This window comes from Bradyrhizobium sp. Gha, assembly GCF_900113735.1.
Taxonomy (GTDB): domain Bacteria; phylum Pseudomonadota; class Alphaproteobacteria; order Rhizobiales; family Xanthobacteraceae; genus Bradyrhizobium.
On the sequence record NZ_FOQM01000009.1, the window covers coordinates 35806 to 59807 of the forward strand.

The following is a 24002-nucleotide window of genomic DNA, read 5'->3' on the forward strand; positions in this document are numbered from 1 at the left end:
GTGCCGGGTGCTTCTGGCCACCCCCTCCGAACCTCCTCCGGGAGGAGCAGGTCATTTGGTGAAAGCAAGAAGCGTGCTACTTGCCCGGCAGCTTGTCATCGATGCCCTTGACGTAGAAATTCATGCCGAGGATCTGGCCGTCGGCGAGATTGGCGCCCCCCTTGCACTCGATCTCCTTGCCATCTTGCCCAACAACCGGGCACTTGAACGGATGCAGAGTGCCGGCAGTGATGGCCGCCTGGGCATCCTCGGCGATCTTTTTCACGTCGTCAGGCATGTTGGTATAGGGCGCCATCGCGAACATGTGGCTGTCGAGGCCGCCCCAGGTGTCCTCGGACTTCCACGTGCCGTCGAGCTCGGCCTTGACGCGTTCGATATAATAGGGGCCCCAGGTGTCGAGGATCGAGGTCAGCTGTGTCTTGGGCCCGAACTTGATCATCTCGGAGTCCTGGCCGAAAGCGAGCTTGCCGCGCTCGCTGGCGATCTGCATGGCGGCGGGCGAATCCGTGTGCTGCATGATCACGTCGGCGCCCTGGTCGATGAGCGCCTTGGCGGCGTCGGCCTCCTTGCCCGGGTCGAACCAGGTGTTGGCCCAGATGATCTTGACCTTGATGTTCGGGTTGATGGTCTGCGCCGCGATCATCGTCGCGTTGATCCCGGAGACGACCTCCGGAATCGGGAACGAGCCGATATAGCCGAGCACGCCCGATTTCGACATCTTGGCCGCGATCAGGCCTTGAATGTAGCGGCCCTGATACCATTTCGACGAGTACGTCGACATGTTCTTGTCGCGCTTGTAGCCCGTCGCGTGCTCGAAATGCACGTTCGGGTATTTCTTGGCGACCTTCAGTGTCGGGTCCATGTAGCCGAACGAGGTCGTGAAGATCAGCTTGTTGCCGGCACGGACGAGTTGCTCGATGGCGCGCTCGGCGTCGGGACCTTCGGGGACGTTTTCGAGATAGGTGGTCTCGATCTTGTCGCCGAGCTCTTTCACCAGCGCCTGGCGGGCCAGCTCATGCTGGTAGGTCCAGCCGAGGTCGCCGATCGGGCCAAGGTAAATGAATCCGACTTTCAGCTTGTCGGCGGCGGACGCTGCGCTGAGGCTTCCGGCAAGCAGAAGGCCGGCAGCGAGCGCAAGAAGTGGTTTCCTCATCATCAATCTCCAAGCATCAGGGGAAGCTACAATCCGCAACATGCGCGCCCCATCGCGCACGCTGCGAAAACGAAATCAGCGGTCAGGCACGAACACGGTGCCAAGCGCGGCCGGGGCGGTCGAGCCGCCGGTGCGCGCACGGGAGAGCAGGACCAGCACGATGACGGTCGCGAGGTACGGCAGCGCCGACATGAATTGCGAGGGAATGCCGACGCCAAAACCTTGCGCATGCAGTTGCAGGATCGTCACCGCGCCGAACAGATAGGCGCCGACCACGAGGCGACCCGGCCGCCAGGACGCGAACACGACCAGAGCCAGCGCAATCCAGCCGCGGCCGGCGGTCATGCCCGGAATGAAGAACGGTGTGTAGGCGAGCGGCAGATAAGCGCCCGCCAGCCCGGCGCAGGCGCCGCCGAACATGACGGCGAAGGTGCGAATGCGCAGCACGGGATAGCCGAGCGCATGTGCGGAGACGTGGTTGTCGCCGCAGGCGCGAAGGATCAATCCCGCGCGTGTTCGATACAGGAACCACCAGGCCCCGATGATGAGCGCGATGGAAAAATAGACGAAGCCGTCTTCGCCGAACAGCACATGGCCGATCAGCGGAATCTCGGTAAGGCCGGGAATGGTGAGATGCGCCGCCGGCGAGATGCGTTCGCCGACGAAGCCGGCGCCAATCAGTCCGGACAGGCCGACGCCGAAGATCGTGAGTGCGAGGCCGGTTGCGACTTGGTTGACGGCAAGCCCGAGCGCCATCAGCGCGAAGATCAGCGACATCAGTATTCCGGCGACGATGCCGAACAGTGCGCCGATGAAAATTGATCCGGTGAGCCACGCGCCACCAAAGCCGCAGGCGGCGCCGACGATCATCATGCCCTCGACGCCGAGGTTGAGCACGCCGGAGCGCTCGGTCACGAGCTCGCCGGTTGCCGCGATCAGGAGCGGCGTCGATGCGGCGAGCACCGACAGGATGATGGCTTCAACCAGCTCCACGGGCCACCTGACGGTTCGGGAAGACGAGCTTGAAGCGGTAGAGGATGAGGGAATCGCAGGCGAGCACGTAGAACAGCAAAATGCCCTGGAATACCTTGGTGACATCCAACGGAATCTTCATTGCGATCTGCGCCTGCTCACCGCCGATAAAGGTCAGTGCGAGAAAAAGGCCTGCAATTAATATTCCAACCGGATTCAACCGGCCGAGGAAGGCGACGATGATCGCGGTGAAACCGTAGCCCGGCGAGATGCCGGGCTGGAGATGTCCGACCGGGCCCGCGACCTCGATGATGCCGGCGAGGCCGGCCAGCGCGCCCGACACCGCGAAGGTCAGGATGATCAGTTGATTGGCGTTGAAGCCGCCGAACCGCGCCGCGCGCGGGGCGGCGCCCACCACGCGTATCTCGAAACCCTTGATCGTGCGCCCGAGCAGGATGGCGGCCGCGGCGACGACCAGCAGCGCGATGATCGAGCCGAGGTGCAGTCGGCCCCCCTCGATCAGCACCGGCACCGTTGCGACCGGATCGAAATCGGCCGTGGTCGGGAAGTTGAAGCCGTTCGGGTCGCGCCAGGGACCGCGGACGAGATAGTCCAGCAGAAGGTCGGCGACATAGACCAGCATCAGGCTGGTCAGGATCTCGCTGGCGCCGAACTTCACCTTGCAGATCGCCGGGATCAGCGCATAGAGCGCGCCGGCGGCAGCCGCGAGCACGAGCATCACCGGGAGAACCCAGGCGCCGGCGTCGGTGCCTTGAGTCTTCACCGCAATCCAGCTTCCGGCAACCGCTCCGATCAGGAATTGGCCTTCCGCGCCGATGTTCCAGGCGTTCGCGAGATAGCAGAGTGACAGTCCGATCGCGATCATCACCAGCGGCGTCGCTTTCACCGCGATCTCCTGGAGCGAATAGCCGTCGGTCAGGGGCGCGACGAAATAGGCCTGCAAGGCCAGTAGCGGATTCTTGCCGAGGATCGCGAACAGGATGGTCATGGTCACGATCGTCAGGCCGATCGCTATCAACGGCGAGACCAGCGCGATCGTGTTGGAGCGCTCAGTGCGCTTCTCAAGCACCAACTGCATGCGCGGCCTCCCTCGGCTCGAGGCTGCTGCCGCCCATGAGCAGGCCGAGCTTCTCGCGCGTCGCTTCGCTTGCCGCGAGCGGAGCCGATAGCCGGCCATGGAACATCACGGCGATGCGGTCGGCGATCTCGGCGAGCTCGTCGAGATCCTGGCTGGTCACGAGCACCGCCGCGCCTGCGCTCGCGAGATCAAGCAGTGCCTGGCGGATGACGGCGGCAGCACCGGCATCGACGCCCCAGGTGGGCTGGCTGACCACCAGCACGGCCGGACTGCGCAGGATCTCGCGGCCGACGATGAATTTTTGCAGATTACCGCCGGAGAGGGATGCCGCTTCCGGATCGCGCTTGGCCTTGCGAACGTCGAACGTCTCGGTCGCCTTGTCCACGGTCTGCAGCGTCGCTGCCGTGTCGATGAAGCCGTGATGGACCATGCCGCTGGCGGCGTGGCCGGTGAGCAGCGCGTTCTCGGACAGCTTCATGCGGGGCGCGGTGCCGTGGCCGAGCCGCTCTTCGGGTACGAAGGCGGCACCGAGCTTGCGGCGCTTGGTGATCGAGAGATGGCCGGCGGCGATGCCTTCGATCACCACCGTACCGGGATCGTTCGACAGCCGCTCGCCGGACAGTGCTGCGAACAATTCATCCTGGCCGTTACCGGCGACGCCGGCGATGCCGAGGATCTCGCCGCCCTTCAGCTCGAACGAGATATGCTCGAGCCGAATCCCGTGTGGCTCGTCGGGCGGGAGCGATAGATCGTTGACGACCAGCCGCGGGATCGTGGTCTGACGGCCGGCGGCTGCCTTCACTTCCCTGATCTCGCCGCCGACCATCATGCGTGCGAGCGAGGCGGCGGTCTCGCGCCTGGGATTGCAGGTCTGGATCTTCCTGCCGCCACGCAGGATTGTCGCGGTGTCGCAGAGCCGCTTCACCTCTTCGAGCTTGTGGCTGATGTAGAGGATGGCGCGGCCTTCGGCCTTGAGGCGCTCCAGCACGACGAAGAGCTGGTCGGCCTCCTGCGGCGTCAGTACCGCGGTCGGCTCGTCCAGGATCAGGAATTTCGGGTCCTGCATCAGCGCCCGGACGATCTCGATCCGCTGGCGCTCGCCGACCGACAGTTGCCAGACCTCGCGCTTGGGATCGAGCGGCAGGCCGTAGGTCTTCGACACCTGCTCGAGCCGCGCCGACATGTCCCTGAAGGATTCCCTGCCGTCGAGGCCGAGCGCAACGTTCTCGGCGACGGTGAGATTGTCGAACAGCGAGAAATGCTGGAACACCATTCCGATGCCGCGGCTGCGTGCCTCCGAGGGGCCGGACAGCACGATTCGTTCGCCCCGCCAGCGGATCTCCCCGGCAGAGGGCTGGATCAGTCCATAGATCGCCTTCACCAACGTCGACTTGCCGGCACCGTTCTCGCCAAGCAGCGCATGGATTTCGTTCGGCCAGACGTCGATGTCGATCGAATCGTTGGCGAGGAAGTCCCCATAGCGCTTGGTGAGCCCGACCGTCGTGAGCAACGGGGACTCGCCGGAATGCGGGCCGTTAGGCGTCGGATCTAACATTCGCTGATACGCTGGCATGGGACGAATTGCCTCAATACTGGGCTAGTTTAAGCCTCCGCGTAAGGTGTGAAAAAGCGTCATCCGTTGCTTAACGCTTCGGCACGGGCTGGTAGCCGTGAGTCGCGGCGCGCCGCGGGGCCGTGATCGTCTCCAGGGAGGAGTTGGGGAGCGGTCGCGACCCACTCTGCAAGCGATGTCTGTTGCAAATTTGTGACGGTTCGAACCAAATCGGAACCGGCGGTGCAGCCTTGCCGTGAAGTTGAGCAAAGCGGTACCTGCAGGCGTATGCAATGCGGAATCGCCCGCAATCGTTGCCGGGCCTGCCCGTTGTCCGAGATAAAACGCAAACGAAATCAACCGGGAATGTCCGGCATTGCGTCGCCGTTTCCGCGCGACGGTCGAATGCGCAAAAACCCTCGAATTTCCGCTGTGAATCGTCGGCCGCTGCCGAAACTTGCGGCACGCCTTGGAAAAAGTTGAGGCTTCTCACTCCGGGAATTCGGCGCAAGGGTCGCGCCCAAGGGACGTTCATTTTTACGTGTCCAAACTTGGGGGTATTCAGGATGTCGTTTCGTTTCAAGGCAGTGGCAGCAACGGTGCTGTCACTTGCTACGCTGGCCAACGGTGGCTGGGCTCTCGCGGCGGATTTGCCGGTCAAGGCCGCCAAGAAAGCGCCTGACCTTCCGTTCTTCCTGGTGATCGACGACCGCGTGTCGTTCTCCTGGATGCCGAAGGGCACCGACCCCGGCATGTGGAGCACCCGCCCGGATGGCAGCATCAACGGCACCACCGCAAAACAGGTCTATTCCTTCACCCATTTCGATGCCTGGGCCTACGGCACCAACTTCTTCACGATCTCGATGTTCAAGTCGGGTCATAATGATCCCGCCTCGCCCTGCACCGCACCGGGCGTGACGATCACCGGCGCCGCCGCCGACTGCGCTGGCGCGACCGAGATCTACGGCCTGTTCCGCTCGACCTTCGGCTGGAATGAGTTGTTCAACACCAAGACCTTCGCCGCGGGCCCACTGCACAACATTTCGTTCGAAGTCGGGATGGACGGCAATACCGAGAACAACTTCCTCGCGCCCGCCAAGCGCGACGTCGTCGCCGGTCTCCAGTTCGCCTTCGACCTTCCGTACAAGGGCTACATCGACGTCGCGCCCTTGGTGTACTGGGAGTTCCTGAATCACAACGCGTTCACGCAATGCGGACTGTTCGGTGCGGGTGTTGCCGGCGTGACCTGTAATTCGGATGGCAATGTCAGCTATCGTCCGACCTGGGCGGTCGAAATCAACTACTACATGGACCTGGGTTTCCTGCCGCCGAACATGCAGTTCTGGTCGATCAGCGGGCGCGCCGGCTGGTACGGCCCCAAGGGCGATTCGAACGGTCTTCCCGCGCTCTCGGGCATCGGCCGGTTCTCAACCGCCTCCAAGACCGAGCTGAACAGCGAGCCGATCCGTCTAACGTTCGACGCGTCGAAGGCTGCCTGGGGTGACAAGTACTCGCACTTCGTCGACCTCTGGGTCGCCTACCGCTATTGGCAGAACAAGTTCGGCCTCGACCACAACGCCATGGCTGGTGTCTGCACCGTCGCCGCGACCGGCCAGAGCACCAACAGCTGCACCGAGTCCACGGTCTATGGCGGCGTCACTGTGAAGTTCTGATCGCCCGAGGTCTCAAGGCTCGAATGGCGTCGCGCAGGGATGTGCGGCGTCATTCGTGTTCGGGAGAGCCGCGGCCGGGTGGGGCGTGCCCACCACTTTTACTCTACACGAGACGGTGTGGCCGGTACTAGACCGCCTTTGCCCGTAGCCCGTAGGATGGGTTGAGCCCTTGCGAAACCCATCGCTACTCTATCTCCGCTCTCCTTAGTCGCGGTCATCATCCGACAAATCGCCCGCCGAATCGGCCGGATAATTGCCCAGCTCCACGTGACGATGAAACGACGACGCGGCCCAGTCGCGCACCCGGTCGACGAGCCCATGCTTGACGGGGTTGATGTGAACGTAGTCGACGTGCCGCACGAAATCGTTTTCGTCGCGAATGGTGTGCTCCCAATATCTGCGTTGCCAGACGCCGCGTTCACCCTTGGCCGAGCGGCTTTGGGATATCCGTTCGTTCGACGGCAGGCGGCGTGAGAAAGCGGACTTGATCAACTGCCAGCGCGTCGCGAAATCGGCGTCACCTTCGGGCAACGTCCACACGGTGTGAAGGTGATCGGGCAACACCACGATGGCCTCGATCGTGAATGGATGACGCCGGTGCGTCTCCCGAAACGCCGCACGCAGCAACTCGACATGTTCCGTCAGCAACGATAGCTTTCGCTCCGCCAGATTGACGGTGAAGAAAAAGCATCCACCCTGAACGAAGTTACGACGGTACGCGGTCATGGCGCGACGTTACCACGAAACAAGTGCGATGGGTTTCGCAAGGGCTCAACCCATCCTACGGGCTGGACTGCACCCGTTGAGTGAGACACAATCATTTCAGTGACTGCCGCTCGATTGGCCGTTGCCCGCCTGGAGATTGGCTTTCTGCAGCAGGGCTCCACGCATCGCCTTCGGCGACCGGCTAGCCGCGTTTTCAAATGTGCAATGATGGCATCATGCCACTGTTTTGCCCGACGCATCAAGCGCTATTCGAAAAATACGAAAAAATTCCGCAGCGACCTCGTGCCGGCGAGCTGTCGCGCTTCTACTGTGCATGGGGTTGTTTTCGATTTTTTTGGAGAACCTACTTCGCCCACACGCCGTCGTGCAGCGCTGCGGCCTCGTCTTCGAGCAACGGCCCCACCACCTCGGTCGGCCGCTGGCCACTTGCAAAGACATCGCGGCAGGGCAGGTCGAGCGTCGGGTTCTCCGGATGATTGCCGGTGATGCCGCGCAGGCGGTGCTCGCTGAGGCCATAGACCACGCGGCCGATGCCGGCCCAGTAGATTGCGCCCGAACACATCGCGCAGGGTTCTGCGGAAGAGTACAGCGTCGCCTTCGCCAGGACCTCGCGGCTCAGCGTGCGGCAGGCTTGGGTTGCCGCGAGGCGCTCGGCATGTGCGGTGCCGTCATGGGCAGGCATGTAGCCGTTCTCGGCTTCGATCAGCACCTTTCCGTCGGCATCGACGACGATGCAGCCGAATGGATGATTGCCGTGGGTGAAGGAGCGGCGGGCGACGGCGAAGGACAGACGCAGGAAGTATTGGTCGCTCAGGCCGTCCATGGCGCCTCCGCGGTCAGTGTCCCGCCATGTGCCGCCCGATCTCGGTGAGATCGGCTTCGCTGGTGCGGGCTTCATACACGAATTCACCGTGGAACATCACCACCAGTCGATCAGACAGCTCAAGCAATTCGTCGAGATCCTCGCTCACGAGCAAGACTGCGGCGCCGCGGTTGCGTGCGGCCATGATTTCAGCGTGGATCTGCGCCACGGCCGCGAAGTCGAGGCCGAAGCAGGGATTGGCCGCGATCAGGACCTCGACGTCACCAGCGAGTTCGCGTGCGAGCACGGCGCGCTGGACGTTGCCGCCCGAAAGTGCCGAGATTGGCGTGTCCGGCGTGCGGGTCTTGATCTTGTACTGGCCGATCTTCTTCCTGGCATCGTCGCGAAAGGCGCCACGGTTGAGCCACCAGCCGCCGCTGGCAAACGGCGCGCGGTCGAACTCGCGGAAGGCGATGTTGTCGGCAACGCTCATGCCGCCGACGCAGGCGTTCTTCAGCGGCTCCTCGGGCAGCACCGACATCCTGTGGCGCCGCATCTCCTCGCGGCTGGCGTGATAGGGATCGCCGGCGACGCGGATTTCGCCGCACTCCGCCTCGCGCTGGCCGGCCAGGACCTCGACGAGCTGGCGCTGGCCGTTGCCGGAGACGCCGGCGATGCCGACGATCTCACCGGCGCGCACGGTCAGGGAGACGTCATGGACAGCGATGCCGCCGGCGTCGTCGAGCGCGCGGACTTTCGCTAGTTCGAGCCGGGCCTGACCGGCTTCTCCGGTCCGTGGCGGTTGCACCGTCAGCTCCTCGGCGCCAATCATGGTGCGCGCCATCGCGTCCGGCGTCAACTCGGCGACCTTGCCGGCGCCGGCGAGCTTGCCGCGGCGCAGGATCGTCACCTCGTCGGCGAAGGCCATGACCTCGCGAAACTTGTGGGTGATCATCAGGATGGTCAGCTCGCCCTTCACGACCATGACGCGAAGCATGCCGAGCACCTCGTCCGCTTCTGCCGGCGTCAGCACCGAGGTGGGCTCGTCCAGGATCAGGAAACGGCGCTTCAGATAGAGCTGCTTGAGGATCTCGCATTTCTGCCGTTCACCGGCGGAGATATCGGATACTTTGGCGGAGAGCGGCACCTTGAACGGCATCCGCGCCAGGAAGGCCTCAAGCTCCTTCATCTCCTTCGGCCAGTTCACCACGGCCGGCACGTCGTCGCGGGCCAGCACGAGGTTTTCGGCAACGGTCATGGCCGGCACCAGCGTGAAATGCTGGTAGACCATGCCGAGGCCGAGCGCGTGGGCGTCCTTCGGATTGGCGATGGCCTGCTCGCGGCCGCCGACGAGAATGTCGCCCTTGGTCGCGTGATAGTAGCCCATGATGCATTTAACCAGCGTCGATTTGCCGGCCCCGTTCTCGCCGAGGAGCGCGTGGAACGACCCTGGTCGTACCTTCAGCTCGACATTGTCGAGCGCCAGGAAGTCACCGAAGCGCATGGTCATGGCGATGGCGTCGACACCGAAGGCGCCCGAGGGCGGAGGCTGCTCGCCGATGATCAAGAAATCGCCCCGATGAAAGCGTCCGACGTCGAGACCGCGCCGAACACGCCGCCCTGCATCTTGATCATCTTGAGTGCGTGATCGTGGTTGCTCTTGTCGGTCGCGCCGCAACAATCGTGCAGCAGCACGCATTCGAAGCCGCGATCGTTGGCCTCGCGCATGGTGGTGTGGACGCAGACGTCGGTGGTGATGCCTGTGAGAACGATGTTCTCGATGCCCCGCACGCGCAGAATCAATTCGAGATCGGTCGCGCAGAACGAGCCCTTGCCGGGCTTGTCGATAATGGGCTCGCCCGGCAGCGGCGCGAGCTCCTCGATGATGTCCCAGCCGGGCTCGCCGCGCACCAGGATGCGCCCGCAGGGGCCGGGATCGCCGATGCCGGCGCCGATTTGGCGGGAGCGCCATCGCTTGTTGGCGGGGAGATCAGAGAGATCCGGGCGATGACCTTCGCGGGTATGGATGATGTGAAAGCCTTGGGCGCGCATGACCGCGAGCAGCTTCTTGATCGGCTCGATCGGCGCCCGCGTCAGCGAGAGATCATAGCCCATCTTGTCGACATAGCCGCCGATGCCGCAGAAGTCGGTCTGCATGTCGATGATGATGAGCGCGGTGTTTTGCGGACGGAGATCGCCGTTGTAGGGCCAGGCGTAAGGCTCGGACTTGATGGTGCGCTCGGGCATGATGGGCTCTCTAGCGGGTGATCGACAGTTCGGCCGGGGCTCCGGTCAGCGTGCGTTTCGGCGAGCAGGTGATGATCATGATTGCCAGCGTCAGGACGTAAGGAGCCGCGTTGAAGAGGTGATAGCCTGAAGTCACGCCGACCGATTGCAGCGCCGGTCCGAGCGCAGCGGCGCCACCGAAGGCGAGCGAAGCCCACAGGCAGAGCAGCGGATCCCAGCGGGCGAAGATCACGAGCGCCACGGCGGTGATGCCTTGGCCCGATGACAGCCCCTCGTTCCAGCTGCCGGGATAGAACAACGACAGGAACGAGCCGCCGATGCCGGCAAGGAAGCCACCGACCATCGTCGCACGCAGGCGGATCAGGAGGACGGAGTGGCCCATTGCGCGCGCCGCATCCGAGCTTTCGCCGGCGGTCCGGATCAGCAGGCCCCACCGCGTGGCGCGGAAGGCCCAATACAGGGTGGGTGCGAGCGCGACACCGATCAGGAACAGGACGTTGACGCGCAGGGCGGCGCGGACTTGCGGGATATCGCTCCACCAGCCGAAATCGATGGCGGGCAGGCGTGGCGCGGTGGGCTCTATCAGCGGCTTGCCGAGATAGAACGCAAGGCCTGTGCCGAACAGCATCAACGCGATGCCGACCGCGACGTCGTTGACGCGCGGCAGCGAGCAGATCCCGGCATGCAGCGCGCCCAGCAGTGCACCCGTGATGCCGGCGGCGAGCAAGCCGAGCCAAGGCGATCCCGTGAGATAGGAAATGCCATAGGCGCTCATCGCGCCCATCACAAGCGTGCCTTCCAGGCCAAGATTGATGCGGCCCGAGCGCTCGGTGATGCATTCTCCAAGGCTGACGAACAGGAAGGGCGTGGAAACGCGAATGGCGCCGCCGAGCACGGCGAGGGAGACAGTCCAGAGTCCGATCGATCCATCTGCCATCTCAGGATTTTCCCTTCAGGAAACCGATGCGGCCGTAGAGCGCGTCGCTGGCGAGCACGAAGACGAAGATGATGCCCTGCAGCACCAGCACGGAGGCATCGGGCAGCCCGAGGCGGCGCTGCAGCAGGCCGCCGCTGGCGCTGATACCGCCGAGCAGGATGGCGACGGGAATGATGGCGAGCGGATTTTGCCGCGCCAGGAAGGCGACGAGGATGCCAGTGAAGCCGTAGCCCGCCGCAAGGTTGGCGTTGGTGCGGCCTTGCACGGCGGCGACTTCGACCATGCCGGCAAGCCCGGCGGCGCCACCTGCGAGGAAGCAGATGGTCAGGATCAGCTTGCTGACGCCGAGGCCGACGATCCTGGCAGCGCGGATGTTGCCGCCGGCAACGCGCGCGGCGAAGCCGAAGACGGTGTGATAGATCAGGATGTAGGCGGCGACCGCAGCGATGAGACCGAACACGAGGCCCCAATGCACGTCGGTGCCGGGAATGGAGCCGATCATGTTGGCGGCGCCGATCTCGCGGGTCGACGGTTTGTTGAGGCTGGCGGGATCCCGCATCATGCCTTCGACGAGATGATTCAGGATTGCGAGCGCGATGTAGACGAGCAGCAGGCTCGAGATCGTCTCATTGACACCGCGATATTGGCGCAGCGCGCCAGCGAGCGTGATCCACAAGCCGCCACCGATGACGCCGGCAATGACCATGGCGATCTGCACGACAAACGGCGGCATGCCCTGAAGCAACAGTGCGGCGCTCGTGGCCGACAATGCGCCGATCAGCAGCGCGCCTTCGCCACCGATGATGACCATGCCGAGCTGCGCCGGCAGCGCCGTGCAGAGTGCCGTGAGGATGAGGGGCGCTGCACGCGTCAGCGTGTTCTGCCACGAGAACCAGGTGCCGAACGCGCCGTAGTACATGTAGAAATAGAGGTCGAGCGGATTCTTGCCGAACAGCATGACGAAGATGCCGAACACCGCGAGCGCGCCGGCGACCGCCGCACCCGGGATCAGGACATACTCGATCGCGCCGCCGTAACGTTGCAGAAAGCCGGCGTCGGCGGCCGGGGCAATTGCCCCGACCGCCTCGGCAGAATCCGCTGCCTCCGACGTCACGAAGTCGCTCCGATCACGCCTTCGACGAGGTAGTCCATCTTCTCGAGTTCGGGATCCTTCTGGCCGCGATCGGTGCCGGCCGCGATCACCGTCTTGCCCTTGTTGTCGACCAGTCCACCCTTGAAGATCGCGTAACCTTCGGCCGACAGGAATTTTGCCTTGATCTCGTCGGCGTGCTTGCGCGCCTCGGCGGAGACGGCTTCGCCATATGGCGAGGTTTTGACGATCTCCTCCTTGAGGCCGCCGCGGTAGAAGTTCGGGATGCTCTCGCCGGCGGCGATCATCTTCACGAACTTCGGGTAGAGGGCTTCCCAGTTCCACTCGGCGCCAGTGAGATACGCCTTCGGCGCGAGTGGCGACTGATCGACATGATAGCCGCACACCATAGCGCCCCTGCGCGCCGCGTTCTCGACCATGGTCTTCGGACCGTCGACATGGCAGGTGAGGACATCCACCCCCTGATCGATCAGGCTGTTGGTGGCTTCGGCTTCCTTGACTGGCATCGACCAGTCACCGGTGAAAATCACCTGCGTGGTGGCTTTGGGATTGGCGAGCTTCGCGCCGAGCGCGAAGGCGTTGATGTTGCGCAACACCTGCGGGATCGGCTTGGCCGCGACGAATCCGAGCTTGCCGGTCTTCGAGGTGTAGCCGGCAACGATGCCCGAGATGTACTGGGCTTCATCGATATAGCCGAAATAGCTACCGGCGTTCTTCGGGTCCTTGTCGGTCCAGAGGCCGCCGCAGTGCTCGAAGTGAAGCTTCGGGTACTTGGCCGCCATCTTGACGATGTGTGGATTGTAGTAACCGAACGAGGTCGGGAAGAGCAGGCTGGCGCCGTCGAGATTGATCATGGACTCGATCGTCTTCTCGACCGCGTCGGTCTCCGGCACCTTCTCTTCCTCGACGACCTTGACGCCGGGAATCTTCTTCAGCGCCGCCGCCCCTTGCGCATGTGCCTGGTTGTAACCGTAGTCGTCACGCGAGCCGACATAGATGAAGCCGATGGTGGTCTCGGCCGCGAAGGCTGGGCGGGCGCCGGCCGCTGCGCCGAGGGTGAGGGCCGCACCGCCCTGCAACAAATGACGTCGTGAAATCCTGCCAAAATCCATTGCTTGCTCCCCTTGGCGGCTGGACCGCCTCAATTTGGCGGCTGCGCCGGTCTGGCGGAGCCCGCGATAGGATGTCGCAAGCTTCATGCCAGAGAGGAAAGAAGCGGCAGTTTCAAATAAGCTATTGAAATACAATACCTATATGCAGTGTCTGAATCTTGGTCAGAAACAATATTGATCAAAAGTTAGGCGAAATATCCGTGTTGTATGCAATCGGGTTGGGCACGCCTTTCCGCTGCTGCGCCGTGTCATCGGGGTGAGACATGAATCAACCATGTTCGGTATGAGTGGCCGGCCGTCGGCGGGGTCACGAGATACCCGGTCCATAAGCAGCGGTATTTCCTTGCCGTCACATCGCGGAAATCGGTTTTACCAAGGCGGAGCCGCGACCTTCATCGCCAATGCCCTTCAGGCGGTCAATTTTCTCGGTGATCGATTCCTGAGACAGTCGCATCACTCATCGTCACCCATCGAGGACCTCTACCGGCATTCGATGGACAGCGCCTTTTCGGTGACCGAGGCGTTCCTCGTTACGGGCGCACCGCATGCCTCCGCCTATTACCCGCGCGACTTCGCCTGGTTCTATCCTGATGTCCTCGACGCCGAGACCATCATGCGTGCGCTTGTTGCTGGAGGCGGTCCGCGCCGACGTCGTCACGACCACCATCGTTCCGGCGGGGCAGGACCGGTATCTCGGCGTGAACTATTTCTCGCCTCCTTCGGATACGCTGCTCGGCATTCTCGCCGGTCTCCAGCAGATGCTCTCGGCCGAGGAGCGGGCGTCGTCCTATCTGGCAATGTCGCAATGCGCGCGTGCGGGGCGTCTGCTGCTGACCGAATACGGCGGCGATCTGAAGCGCGCGGTCCTGAAGCTGGCAAGCGAGCTCGAACCTTTCGACGCCGACGGCATCAGATGCTTGCTCTGTGATGCCAGCGGGCCTCGCTCCGCGGCAACGGACACCCGTGCCGAGCGCCGGCGTTTTGTCACCAATGCCTGCGTTTACACGACCTTCGTGTGGGGCGTGCAGCTTGGCGTCGTCGATGAGACCGAGCTAAAGCGGCTGCTCGGTCGCGACCTCGCCGAGTACAAGAATGGGCTGCTCAGTCTATTCGGCAAGGAGGGTTATGTCAGGCATTCGCTGGATGCTCCGATAGGCACGCCGGCGTCCCTGGTCGCGCTGGATTTCGTCAGCGTGCATCGCGGCTTCTGGGATATGACCGATGCACGTGAGCGCGCGCTGTTTGCGGCCACGACCGATCTGATCATCGCCGAACCGCGCTTCCGCATCCCCAACACGTTCCACTTCCTAATGTCGGCCGACAATCCGCGGAACAAGATGATCCATAGGATTGCGGCGCCAGCCTACCAGGGTCGCTCGTCCTGGCCGACGTTCAACGTCGAGTTCGCGGATCGCATGATGGACTTCGACGAGTCCTCGGAAAGCAATACATACCGCGCCTGCGCGCAAGCAATCTTGAAGGACATTCGCACCTCGACGGAGGTCCATGGTGGATATCAGGAGCTGATCTCCGAGCACGGACTGAAATATCGCACCTGGGCCTATAAGGGCGCAGTGGCACATTCCTGGTTTCCGCGCTTCCTGTCGGTGTGGAAAAGGGCGTACGGAACGCCGCTCCTCCAGTGGAATGACTGATCCACGGGCACTATCCCGCGGTCACGTCCACCAGTTCTCCGCCCTCGAGAACCTTGGCCGCCTTGGCGCGGTCCAGGTCGCCTTCCCAGGCCGCCACGACGACTGTCGCCACGCAATTGCCGATGAGGTTGCCGACTGCGCGAGCCATGCCGATGAACCAGTCGACCGACAGCACCAGCACGAGTCCGATCGCGGGAATGCTCGGCACCGCGTTCAGCGTCGCGGCCAAGATCACGATCGCCGAGCCCGGCACGCCGTGCGCACCCTTTGACGTGATCAGGGAGACGCCCAGCACCAGCAGGAGATCGCCGAACGACAGCGGCGTGTTGGTGGCCTGCGCGATGAATACCACGGCGAGCGTGAGATAAATCGAGAAGGCATCGAGGTTGAAGGAATAGCCGGTCGGAATGACGAGGCCGACCACGGAATCCTTGACTCCCATCCGCTCCAGCTTCTTCATGATCTGCGGCAGCACCGCGTCGGAAGAGGCGGTCGCGAGCACGATCATCAGCTCTTCGCGCAGGTAGGCGAGAAACTTGAGAATGTTGATTCCTGCAAGCGCCATCACGCCGCCGAGCACGCCGAGCACGAAGATACCGACCGAGACGTAAAACAGCATCACCAGCGAGACGAGCTGCTTCAGCGAGCCGACGCCGTATTTGCCGACGGTATAGGCCACCGCGCCGAGCACGCCGAGTGGGGCCACGCGAACGACGAGCCCCATGACACGGAACAGCACCGTGGACGCCGCATCGATGATCGAGGTGACGAGCGCGCCCTTCTCGCCGCCGACCAGCGCGAGGCCGACGCCGAACAGCACGGCGAAGAACAGCACCTGCAGCACGTCGTTGCGCGACAGTGCATCAAACGAGGTGGACGGGATGACGTTGAGCAGGAACGCGCCAATGCCCGCGCCCTGCAGCTTGTGGGCATTGTCAGCGTAGGTATTGAGCGCCTTGGCATCGAGCGTCGAAGGATCGATGTTCATGCCGTGGCCGGGACCGAAAGCGTAGGCCAGGACCAGCCCGAGCAGGAGCGCGACTGTGGTCATCGCCTCGAAATAGACCAGTGCCTTGACGCCGACCCGACCGACCTTCTTGAGGTCGCCGGCGCCGGCAATGCCGTGAACGACGACGCAGAACACAATCGGGGCCACGATCATCGAGATCAGCTTCAGGAAGGCATCGCTGAGGATCTTGAGGCTGATGGCGAAGTCCGGGGCGACCACACCAAGGATGATGCCCAGGATCAGCGCCACCAGCACCTGGACGAACAGCGAGGCGTAAAGCGGCTTGGGCTCGGCGGCCGCGGCCGCGGCAATGGTCGACATGATAACTCCCCCGTTGTGACGACGTGCTGACGACCAAGGCTAGCAACTACCGTGCCAGATTGTCGCGGTTTTGGAGGTCAGCGGAGGCCTTTTTCAGCGCCTGAGGTCCAGTTCGGAAGGGGCCAACATCATTTTTCGGGGCGGGCGCCCGACGACATCTCCATGGCGGCGGTGGCCAAGGGTGCGAAGGTAGCCGAGCGAACCTTCTATCGGCATTTTGAAGACCCGGTCCGCTCCTCGGCAGGTCGGTGGTGACGGCCTATATCGAGTCGACCACCGGCGTGCAGGCCGGCGGCCGCACCGGCTTGGCCTCGCTGACCGCTGCGGCGTTCTTCTTCCTTGCGCTGTTCCTCTGGCCGATCTTCGTCATTATCCCGCCGCAAGCGACCGCACTGCGCAGGTGCTCGTGGGCGTGTTGATGATGCATCTCGGCAATGCGATTCCGATCGTGCTGACGCTGCTGGTCAGCACGCTGACCAACAACCTCATCAACGGAATGGCCTTCACTCTCAGCGACATCGCCCTGGAAGTCCCGGTCGGCCGTCGGTCGACGATTCCAGCGGTGGTGTAGGGACTGGGCATCGTGTTCATCGCTTGCGCGATCGTGACAGCCCAGATTTTTTGATGTGTGCGCGCTACGCTGCCAGATCCAGCAATCTGCACGATCCGCGCACCAGAACCTTCCGGCCGATGTCGGTCAACGCAGGTCCGCCGTCGCTGAACATAACAAGGCCGAGCCTGACGAGACCGTCGAGCAGATGAGCCTTCGAGAGGCGACCGTTCGGCACCGGGCTGCGAAGCGTCTTGAGGGCTTCCCACTGCTCCGGTGAAAGGTCGAAATCGAAATCGTTGTTCATGTTGCCTCGAGCGACAGTACCGTCCGCGCGCCCCTGTTAGCGGCGCTGCATGACCATGCGACGACAATGAGTCGGCAATTCGATGCTCTGCTTGGAAACTCTCTTCACGAATTGCCGCTCTTCGTTGCGTCACAATGGTTAAGATCGTTCGGGCGCGAAAGATCATCCCGCTCTTTGATCACTAATTGATGATTTCTATTTGATGTTGCCTTGCGGCGGCAGGTGCAGCGGAAGCGCTACTGCCTCATTCTGCGACGCGATATACTCGGAAGAAGACAAAAGCCGGGGAATCGGAACAGCGCGCGCTCGATGAAATTCCCCATCACATTCGCGACTGCAACGCGACGCGCGGAACCTGCGCGGAGCTGACGTCCGCGGACAGGCCTACTGGTAAGTCGCAACGATATCGGAAACGGCTCGCTCGAGCTGCTGCGCAGTGGCGCATTGCCGCACCACGCTGCAAAACGTCGCGTAACGCGGCATCTCGGAATCGCCAAAGCCCCAGGCAAGCCGTCCTTCGGGATTAAGCCAGACCAGCCGCTTCGATCGTTCGGAGACGCGGCGCAAGATGTCGGCACGCGGATCGAGATTGTTGCTGCGGGCATCGCCGAGCACGATCACCGTGGTCTGCGGCGTCAGCGTGCTCATGAAGTCCTTCTCGAAATCGACCAGTGACGAGCCGTAATCGGACGAGCCGAAGCCGACTTTGGACATGATCTCGGCCATCGCCTCTTCCGGCGGCTTCTTCTCCAGGATTTCGCTGACCTCGATCAGGTGCGACGAGAATGCGAAGGAATGAACGTCGTCCACCACCTCGTGCAGCGAGTGGATCAGGAGCAGGAAGAAGTCCGAGACCTGCGCAACCGAGCCGGAGACGTCGCACAGCGCCACGATCTTCGGCCGCTCACGGTGCTTGCGCTTCCATGCGGTGAGAAAGGGGACTCCGCCCCAGGCAGCGTTGCGGCGTAGCGTGCGGCGGACGTCGAGATGTCCACGGCGTTGGCGCTTGCGCGGCTTCGAATAGCGCTCGCGCAGGCGGCGCGCGATCTGGCGGATGAGAGCCCGCATTTCCGCGACCTGTCGCCGCTCGATGCGGGCCAGTGGCGCATTGCGCAGGATCTCGTTGCGGAGGTTTTCGGCCTCTTCGCGTGCATAGAGCGCAAGCCCTTGCGAGACGGTGTCGCGGACGGCCTCGCGCAGGGCGTCGAGTGCCGCGCGGAGACGCTCGGCCAGCGACGGATTGGTTGCGGTGAGTTCATCCAGATCATCACGCAGGCGCTGCAGGCCCATCGCGTCGAGGATGCGGCTGGAGAAGATGCCGCGTTGGGTGGAATAGCGGATATCGGAAAGTGAGGCTGCACCGGACGCGCTGGCGATCGCGGCAGACATCGCATTGCGATCCTGCGACAGCAGCATCTGTGCGAGAGGACCTAATCCTTCGGGAGGCTGAGCTTCGGCCGCTCCGCTGGCCGAGCTCGAGGAGGGCGATTGATCGGGCTCCTGAGAGGCCTCGCCATTGTCGTTGGCTTCGGCTTGATCCTGAGCCGGTTCGGGCTGGCTGAAGAACAGATCAAAGCAGTCGCCGAGCGCGAGCTTCTCGTCCTGCGACTTGGCGAGCGTCAGAAGCAGCGCGTCGCGCAAAATGGCGCGGTCGGCGAGGCCAACCTGCGCCACTGCGCGCATCGCATCAATGCTTTCCGCGGGCGAGACATGGACGCCGGCGCCCCGCGCCGCCCGAAAGAAACGATGAAGGTTCTCGCGCATCGGCGTCAACCGAAGACGTTGGACCGTGCCGCCTTGGCAATGAAGGTCGTAATCTGCGGCGACGCAGCCTCGATGTCGGCCTCGTACTTCAGGAGCACGTTGAGCGTGTCCCTGACGATCTCGGTGTCGAGCTCGGACGCCTGAAGCAGCACCAGCACGCGCGCCCAGTCGATAGTCTCGCTGACCGAGGGCAACTTCTTCAGGTCGAGCGAGCGGATCTCGTGGATGAAGCCGACCATCTGCCGGCGCAGCGTCTGCGAGATGCCGGGGACGCGGCTTTCGACGATGCGCTCTTCCAGCCGCTGCTCGGGGAAGCCGATATGCAGGTGCAGGCAGCGCCGCTTCAGCGCGTCGCCCAGATCGCGCTCGCTGTTGGAGGTGAGGATCACGGTCGGTGGCGTGATCGCCGAGACCGTGCCGAGCTCCGGGATCGTGACCTGGAAGTCCGAGAGGATTTCCAGCAGCAGCGATTCGAATTCGGCATCCGACTTGTCGATCTCGTCGATCAGCAGCACGCAGCCGCCCGGCTGCTCCAGCGCCTGCAGCAGCGGCCGCGGCTCGACGAACTCCTTGGAGAAGAACACGTCGCCGAAATCATGGAGCTGGTCGAGCGCAGCATGCAGCGTCTGCGCGCCGCCGAGGACTTCGCCGAGCTTGTCCTTCAGAATCTGGGTGTAGAGCAGTTGCTTGGCGTATTTCCACTCGTAGAGCGCCTTGGCCTCGTCGAGGCCTTCGTAGCATTGCAGGCGGATCATCTTCTTGCCGCGCCAGGCCGCGATCGCCTTGGCAAGCTCGGTCTTGCCGACGCCCGCAGGTCCCTCGACCAGGATCGGCTTCTCGATCTGTTGCGACAAATAGACGGCGGTCGCGATCTGCCGGCTCGCGATATAGCCCTGCGCGGCGAGGCCGCTTTCCACTGCCTCGATCGAGGTCGAGGCCTTCTGTTCAGCCACGAAAGGCGCTCCCAAAGGTCTTGCTTGAAGCTTGTTCTGCCTGCGTTCCCGGCAAAGAACAAGCCTCGTCTGGGATGGGCCTGATCCGCGCTGACGCCCTTTTTTCCGTTCAGCGCAAATTACTTGATGAGTGGCTGACGATGCGATCAGTGCCGCAGCGGCCCCGGTTTGCGGATGGTCTGCCTGACCTCGGCGCCGCAGTCGCCGCATTCAAAGACGAAATCGATCTTGGCCAGGCTCCAGTGCGGTTCGACCTCGCGCACATACATCGGCAGGAACCCGATGCATGTCGGGCAAATCACAGGCGCAATTTCGCTATCCTGATGATGCTGTACATAAGCTGGCATCCCGGCTCTCCTTCACAGGCGACTACCAAACCCCGCGCCAAGGCTACTGCCTGATGTCGCGAGGGCGTCATCAACTCTTCCGAACAGAGGCGGAACGGCGAGGGTTTCTCGGTCGCTGTGACATTCTTGTTACGTCTTCTATACTGTACCGGGCGGACCAAATACCTATCTCACAGGTTGATCCGGCTTTCGGACCATCATTAACACAACGATAAGGGAGCAACGCGCATGACCCATGCCATTCGCTTTCACAAGACCGGCGGACCGGAGGTTCTGGTTTGGGAGGAGGTCAATGTCGGCAAGCCGGGACAAGGCGAGGCGCGCATTCGCCATACCGCTGTTGGCCTCAACTTCGTCGACATCTACAACCGCTCGGGCGTGTATCCGGCGCAATTGCCGAGTGGGCTCGGCAGCGAGGCCGCGGGTGTCGTCGAAGAGGTCGGGCCGGGCGTCACTGATCTGAAGCCGGGTGATCGTGTCGCTTACGGTGCTTCGCCGCTTGGCGCCTATTCCGAGGCGCGGCTGATCCCTGCCGATCGGCTTCTGAAGCTGCCTGACGGGGTCGACGACAAGACCGCGGCAGCAATGATGCTGAAGGGGCTGACGACGCAGTACCTGATCCGGCAGACCTATCGTGTGAAGGCTGGCGATACCATTCTGCTGCATGCTGCGGCGGGTGGCGTGGGCCTGATCCTGAGCCAATGGGCCAAGCATCTCGGCGCAACCGTGATCGGCACCGTCAGCAGCGATGCGAAGGCCAAGCTCGCCAAGGCGCATGGTTGCGATCACGTCATCATTTACTCGCGCGAAGATTTCGTGAAGCGCGTCGACGAGATCACTGGCGGCAAGAAGGTGCCGGTGGTGTATGATTCCGTCGGCAAGGACACGTTCCTGAGGTCGTTGGACTGTCTCGCGCCGCTGGGGGTCGCCGCGCTGTTCGGAGCGTCTTCCGGTGCAGTCGAGCCCCTCAATCTCGGACTGCTCGCGCAGAAGGGCTCGCTCTATGTCACCCGGCCGACGCTGTTCACCTACGCCGCCAAGCGCGAGAACCTGGTCGCGATGGCGAACGAACTATTCGATGTCGTGAAATCCGGCGCGGTCAAGATCGAGGTGCATCAGACCTATCCGCTGAAGGATGCGGCCAAGGCGCATGCCGATCTCGCCGCGCGCAAGACCACGGGATCGACCGTTCTCACGGTGTGATCTCGGATTGAGCAGTGGCTGTGGCCTCGGCCTGCGTCATACTTTGTCGCGCTTGTGCAAGTCGCGGACGTGATCGAGACGGTTCGCCTGGAGATCGATATCCTCGGACGGGATTTCGGGGAGGGCGGCCTCAGCCAGAATGGCTTCGGTCACGTCCTCGACGGAATCCCCCGCGATTTCGTGGACGAACGAGATGTTCTGGTATTCGCCGGAGCTGACTCGGGAGATGACTTCGCGCCTGGTGATTTCAGGGTCGACAATCGCCTCTCGACCGCGGCGCCCGTAATCGATCATCACGACGAAATACTGCATCAAACGATCCTGCCGCGCCCCGATGATCGGCGCGCGGCAGAGTATTTCTGAAAAGGAGAATTAAGTCAAGGCTGACTTCCAAAAATCGGAAATCACGCCTTACCGGCTCTTCTTGCGCGGGCGGGCGGACTTGGCGCGCAGCCGCTCGAGCTGGCCCTTGGGCATCGAGAGGCAGATCTCTCCGACCCAGTCGAGCTTGACGCCGACGATCGGCTTGGCGTTGAAGCTGGTGAGGTTGACGACGGAGGGTGATTTGCCCCGCTCGATGGTCTTCAGATAGCGCTCGCCGGTCTTGAGCCGGACCACGGCCTCTTCGCCGTAGAAGCTGGACAGCGGATGACGCTGGTCCTTGTAGACCACGATCACGTCTCCGCTCTCGTATTTGGGCAACATCGAATCGCCGACGATCTCGAACGCGACGGTTTCTTCCATGATCGGGAAGGGCAGCGTGACGTCGCCGAGCCCCTCCGGCGGAACCTGCTCGACGTCAGGCTCGATGACGGCGCCGGCGCCGACGCGGCCCATGATCGGCGCGAGGTTGAGCTCGAGATATTCCATGATCGGAATGATTTCCGAGGCCTTCACCAGGCGCTCGCCACCAAGGATTTCGGACACCGCTCCCGGACGCACGCCCATCGCCGCGGCCAGCCCGCCCTTGCTCTTGCCCGTCTTTTCCAGGCCCCGCTCGATCATTGCAGCGTCCAACATGATGTTTCCCTCGAATTGCCATGGCACATGGCTCTTGTAATCCGAAATTCGGAATTGATGCAATTATGAATATCAGAATTCCGGCTTGACTTCCTATTCGGAATAACGGAATGTATGTGTCCGCCGCCGGATCGAACGGTCGGGGCGCATCACAGGACAGCAGCATGGAACCGGGCCATTGGCCGTCGGAGCATTCCGACGCGCTTCGAGACTATTTTTTCAAGGGGTTGTCATACGCGCAGATCGGAAGAGAGATTAACGCAAGGTTTGGAACGGCTTACACGCGCAACGCGGTGGTCGGTCGGGCCAAGCGGCTGGGGCTCGGGCTTGCCGCGCCCGAACGGGTGATGAGTCCGTCGATCGTGCCGTCCTTGTCGGGCGAGCCCTCCCAGCTCGCGCCGAATCGTGCCGCGTCAGCCAGCCTGAACCTGCCGCCACCGTCGGCATTGAAGCCGGTCAGTCCGGTCAAATTGCGCTGCGTTGGTGTCCGGCCGCGCCTGATCGCGCTGGTCGAACTCGAGCAAGGCGACTGCCGCTACCCCTATGGAGGTGACAGGGAAGAAGAGGAGATCCGTTTCTGCGGCCATCCGCGTCAGCCTGGTTCGGGCTACTGCGCGCCGCATGCTCACCTGACTCGCGGTCCTGGAGCAGCGTCCGGCTGTGCGGCCGGTGCCGTCGTGCTGAGGCTGGTTTCCGCCGCCTGACCGGCGTCGCCGTCCCGTCTCATGTCAATTCGCAAGGAGCTTCCGAGTGGCACGTGCCAGACGCAATATGTCCTACAGGTTGACCGGACTTCACGACCGGCGGTCGCGCGATCTGTCGTTCAACGCCGAGGTGGTGGAGGTCGAGATCGATAATCCACTGGCGCTGGATAGGGACGAGAAGATCGTGGCGATGCGGTCGATCAGGAACGATCCGCTCGGCCGGCTGCACTCGCACCACCAGATCGACGAGGCGCAGTATCGAGGTGGTCGAGCCTATCAGAACGACTGGGAGAGGGCGGAGCGAGGCCCACAGGCCATGGATCCGACCCGCGAATATGTCGACGGCGCAGCCTTCCGCGAGCCCATGACCGACAGCCAGCGCCAGGCTGTGCTGCGGCTGAACCGGGTCGAGCACGAGCTCGGCACCGACGGTGCAGCTCTGGTCCACGACGTGCTGGTGCACGGCCTGACGATGGACCAGATCGGGCAGCGGCGCGCCGTCCGCACCCAGCGCTGGAACGACTATTTCGCCCGGCGATTTCGCGAATGCCTCGACCGGCTGGCCCTCGTCTACGGCTTTGCGACCGACACAACAGCCCGGCGCCGTTGAACGACAATGCCGGAGCCTTTCGCCGCCGGCACGTCGTCCGTTGTCACGGATGCGGCATGATCTGGTAGGGCGTCGTGTAGGGCTCGACCCGGAGCGAAGCGTTCGCCAGCAGGCCGGTCTTGGCGGTTGGCGCCTGCTGCATTTCACCGTTCTGTGGTCGCATCATCGTGAACGA

General features: G+C 63.0%; 25 protein-coding genes and 1 pseudogene. 8 read left to right on the plus strand and 18 right to left on the minus strand.

Going from position 1 to position 24002, the window contains the following annotated elements; translation table 11 throughout:
• Positions 1-76 precede the first annotated feature (76 nt).
• From BM222_RS14150 to BM222_RS14165, 4 genes are all read right to left on the minus strand, one after another.
• Positions 77-1153: a BMP family ABC transporter substrate-binding protein gene (locus tag BM222_RS14150; RefSeq protein ID WP_177243227.1), complete on the minus strand. Its 1077-nt coding sequence runs from the start codon at positions 1151-1153 to the stop codon at positions 77-79.
• Between the two features lie 75 nt (positions 1154-1228).
• Positions 1229-2146, minus strand: a complete 918-nt coding sequence (locus tag BM222_RS14155) for an ABC transporter permease (RefSeq protein WP_092228852.1) — start codon at positions 2144-2146, stop codon at positions 1229-1231.
• Positions 2133-3224, minus strand: a complete 1092-nt coding sequence (locus BM222_RS14160) for an ABC transporter permease (protein ID WP_092228853.1) — start codon at positions 3222-3224, stop codon at positions 2133-2135. Before BM222_RS14160 ends, BM222_RS14155 begins: the two co-directional genes overlap by 14 nt.
• Entirely contained in the window at positions 3208-4779 is a 1572-nt protein-coding gene (locus BM222_RS14165) for an ABC transporter ATP-binding protein (protein WP_092228854.1), read from the minus strand. The genes BM222_RS14160 and BM222_RS14165 overlap by 17 nt, the downstream gene beginning before the upstream one ends.
• A 563-nt stretch (positions 4780-5342) precedes the next feature.
• On the opposite strand from BM222_RS14165, the gene BM222_RS14170 reads away from it, so the two are divergent.
• A complete protein-coding gene (locus tag BM222_RS14170) occupies positions 5343-6449 on the plus strand; it encodes a hypothetical protein (protein WP_092228855.1) in 1107 nt (368 codons plus the stop codon).
• A 204-nt stretch (positions 6450-6653) separates the two neighbouring features.
• Here the strand turns inward: BM222_RS14170 and BM222_RS14175 are convergent, their stop codons facing one another.
• The 7 genes from BM222_RS14175 to BM222_RS14205 form a co-directional block, all read right to left on the minus strand.
• Positions 6654-7175, minus strand: coding sequence for an REP-associated tyrosine transposase (locus BM222_RS14175; protein WP_092228856.1), 522 nt, complete (start codon positions 7173-7175; stop codon positions 6654-6656).
• Positions 7176-7518: 343 nt separating this feature from the next.
• Positions 7519-7998: a nucleoside deaminase gene (locus BM222_RS14180; protein ID WP_092228857.1), complete on the minus strand. Its 480-nt coding sequence runs from the start codon at positions 7996-7998 to the stop codon at positions 7519-7521.
• 13 nt (positions 7999-8011) lie between these two features.
• Positions 8012-9544, minus strand: a complete 1533-nt coding sequence (locus BM222_RS14185) for an ABC transporter ATP-binding protein (protein ID WP_092228858.1) — start codon at positions 9542-9544, stop codon at positions 8012-8014.
• Positions 9541-10224: a biuret amidohydrolase gene (gene biuH, locus BM222_RS14190; protein WP_092228859.1), complete on the minus strand. Its 684-nt coding sequence runs from the start codon at positions 10222-10224 to the stop codon at positions 9541-9543. The genes BM222_RS14185 and biuH overlap by 4 nt, the downstream gene beginning before the upstream one ends.
• A gap of 10 nt (positions 10225-10234) precedes the next feature.
• Positions 10235-11161, minus strand: coding sequence for an ABC transporter permease (locus tag BM222_RS14195; protein WP_092228860.1), 927 nt, complete (start codon positions 11159-11161; stop codon positions 10235-10237).
• Position 11162: 1 nt separating this feature from the next.
• Positions 11163-12275, minus strand: coding sequence for an ABC transporter permease (locus BM222_RS14200; protein WP_092228861.1), 1113 nt, complete (start codon positions 12273-12275; stop codon positions 11163-11165).
• The gene (locus BM222_RS14205) at positions 12272-13384 is read right to left on the minus strand and encodes a BMP family ABC transporter substrate-binding protein (RefSeq protein WP_092228862.1); all 1113 of its coding nucleotides are present in this window, start codon (positions 13382-13384) and stop codon (positions 12272-12274) included. Before BM222_RS14205 ends, BM222_RS14200 begins: the two co-directional genes overlap by 4 nt.
• Before the next feature lie 325 nt (positions 13385-13709).
• On the opposite strand from BM222_RS14205, the pseudogene BM222_RS14210 reads away from it, so the two are divergent.
• Positions 13710-15039: pseudogene (locus BM222_RS14210) on the plus strand (hypothetical protein).
• A gap of 10 nt (positions 15040-15049) precedes the next feature.
• Here BM222_RS14210 and BM222_RS14215 read toward each other — a convergent pair.
• Positions 15050-16369 (minus strand): dicarboxylate/amino acid:cation symporter, encoded by a 1320-nt coding sequence (locus BM222_RS14215; protein WP_092228863.1) that lies wholly within the window; start codon positions 16367-16369, stop codon positions 15050-15052.
• 51 nt (positions 16370-16420) lie between these two features.
• On the opposite strand from BM222_RS14215, the gene BM222_RS42820 reads away from it, so the two are divergent.
• The 3 genes from BM222_RS42820 to BM222_RS42055 are packed head-to-tail and all read left to right on the plus strand — an operon-like array spanning position 16421 to position 16940.
• Entirely contained in the window at positions 16421-16624 is a 204-nt protein-coding gene (locus tag BM222_RS42820) for a TetR family transcriptional regulator (RefSeq protein ID WP_283810236.1), read from the plus strand.
• Positions 16621-16788: a hypothetical protein gene (locus BM222_RS42050; protein ID WP_244547125.1), complete on the plus strand. Its 168-nt coding sequence runs from the start codon at positions 16621-16623 to the stop codon at positions 16786-16788. Before BM222_RS42820 ends, BM222_RS42050 begins: the two co-directional genes overlap by 4 nt.
• Positions 16788-16940, plus strand: coding sequence for a hypothetical protein (locus BM222_RS42055; RefSeq protein WP_244547126.1), 153 nt, complete (start codon positions 16788-16790; stop codon positions 16938-16940). Before BM222_RS42050 ends, BM222_RS42055 begins: the two co-directional genes overlap by 1 nt.
• A 64-nt stretch (positions 16941-17004) precedes the next feature.
• Here the strand turns inward: BM222_RS42055 and BM222_RS14230 are convergent, their stop codons facing one another.
• From BM222_RS14230 to BM222_RS14245, 4 genes are all read right to left on the minus strand, one after another.
• Complete coding sequence (locus tag BM222_RS14230) at positions 17005-17226, minus strand: hypothetical protein (protein ID WP_092228865.1); 222 nt, start codon at positions 17224-17226, stop codon at positions 17005-17007.
• A 384-nt stretch (positions 17227-17610) separates the two neighbouring features.
• Positions 17611-18990 (minus strand): vWA domain-containing protein, encoded by a 1380-nt coding sequence (locus BM222_RS14235; RefSeq protein ID WP_092228966.1) that lies wholly within the window; start codon positions 18988-18990, stop codon positions 17611-17613.
• 5 nt (positions 18991-18995) lie between these two features.
• A complete protein-coding gene (locus tag BM222_RS14240) occupies positions 18996-19943 on the minus strand; it encodes an AAA family ATPase (RefSeq protein ID WP_092228866.1) in 948 nt (315 codons plus the stop codon).
• Between the two features lie 146 nt (positions 19944-20089).
• Entirely contained in the window at positions 20090-20290 is a 201-nt protein-coding gene (locus BM222_RS14245) for a hypothetical protein (protein WP_092228867.1), read from the minus strand.
• A gap of 228 nt (positions 20291-20518) precedes the next feature.
• Between BM222_RS14245 and BM222_RS14250 the strand changes: the two genes are divergently transcribed.
• Positions 20519-21493, plus strand: a complete 975-nt coding sequence (locus tag BM222_RS14250; protein ID WP_092228868.1) for a quinone oxidoreductase family protein — start codon at positions 20519-20521, stop codon at positions 21491-21493.
• A gap of 36 nt (positions 21494-21529) precedes the next feature.
• Here the strand turns inward: BM222_RS14250 and BM222_RS14255 are convergent, their stop codons facing one another.
• On the minus strand, positions 21530-21805 hold the full coding sequence (locus tag BM222_RS14255) for a hypothetical protein (RefSeq protein WP_092228869.1): 276 nt from the start codon (positions 21803-21805) through the stop codon (positions 21530-21532).
• Positions 21806-21904: 99 nt separating this feature from the next.
• Complete coding sequence (locus BM222_RS14260; RefSeq protein ID WP_092228967.1) at positions 21905-22513, minus strand: S24 family peptidase; 609 nt, start codon at positions 22511-22513, stop codon at positions 21905-21907.
• Positions 22514-22677: 164 nt separating this feature from the next.
• Between BM222_RS14260 and BM222_RS14265 the strand changes: the two genes are divergently transcribed.
• Both BM222_RS14265 and BM222_RS14270 read left to right on the plus strand, forming a co-directional pair.
• Positions 22678-23217, plus strand: a complete 540-nt coding sequence (locus BM222_RS14265) for a GcrA family cell cycle regulator (protein WP_092228968.1) — start codon at positions 22678-22680, stop codon at positions 23215-23217.
• A gap of 46 nt (positions 23218-23263) precedes the next feature.
• A complete protein-coding gene (locus BM222_RS14270; protein WP_092228870.1) occupies positions 23264-23827 on the plus strand; it encodes a hypothetical protein in 564 nt (187 codons plus the stop codon).
• The last annotated feature ends 175 nt before the right edge of the window (positions 23828-24002 follow it).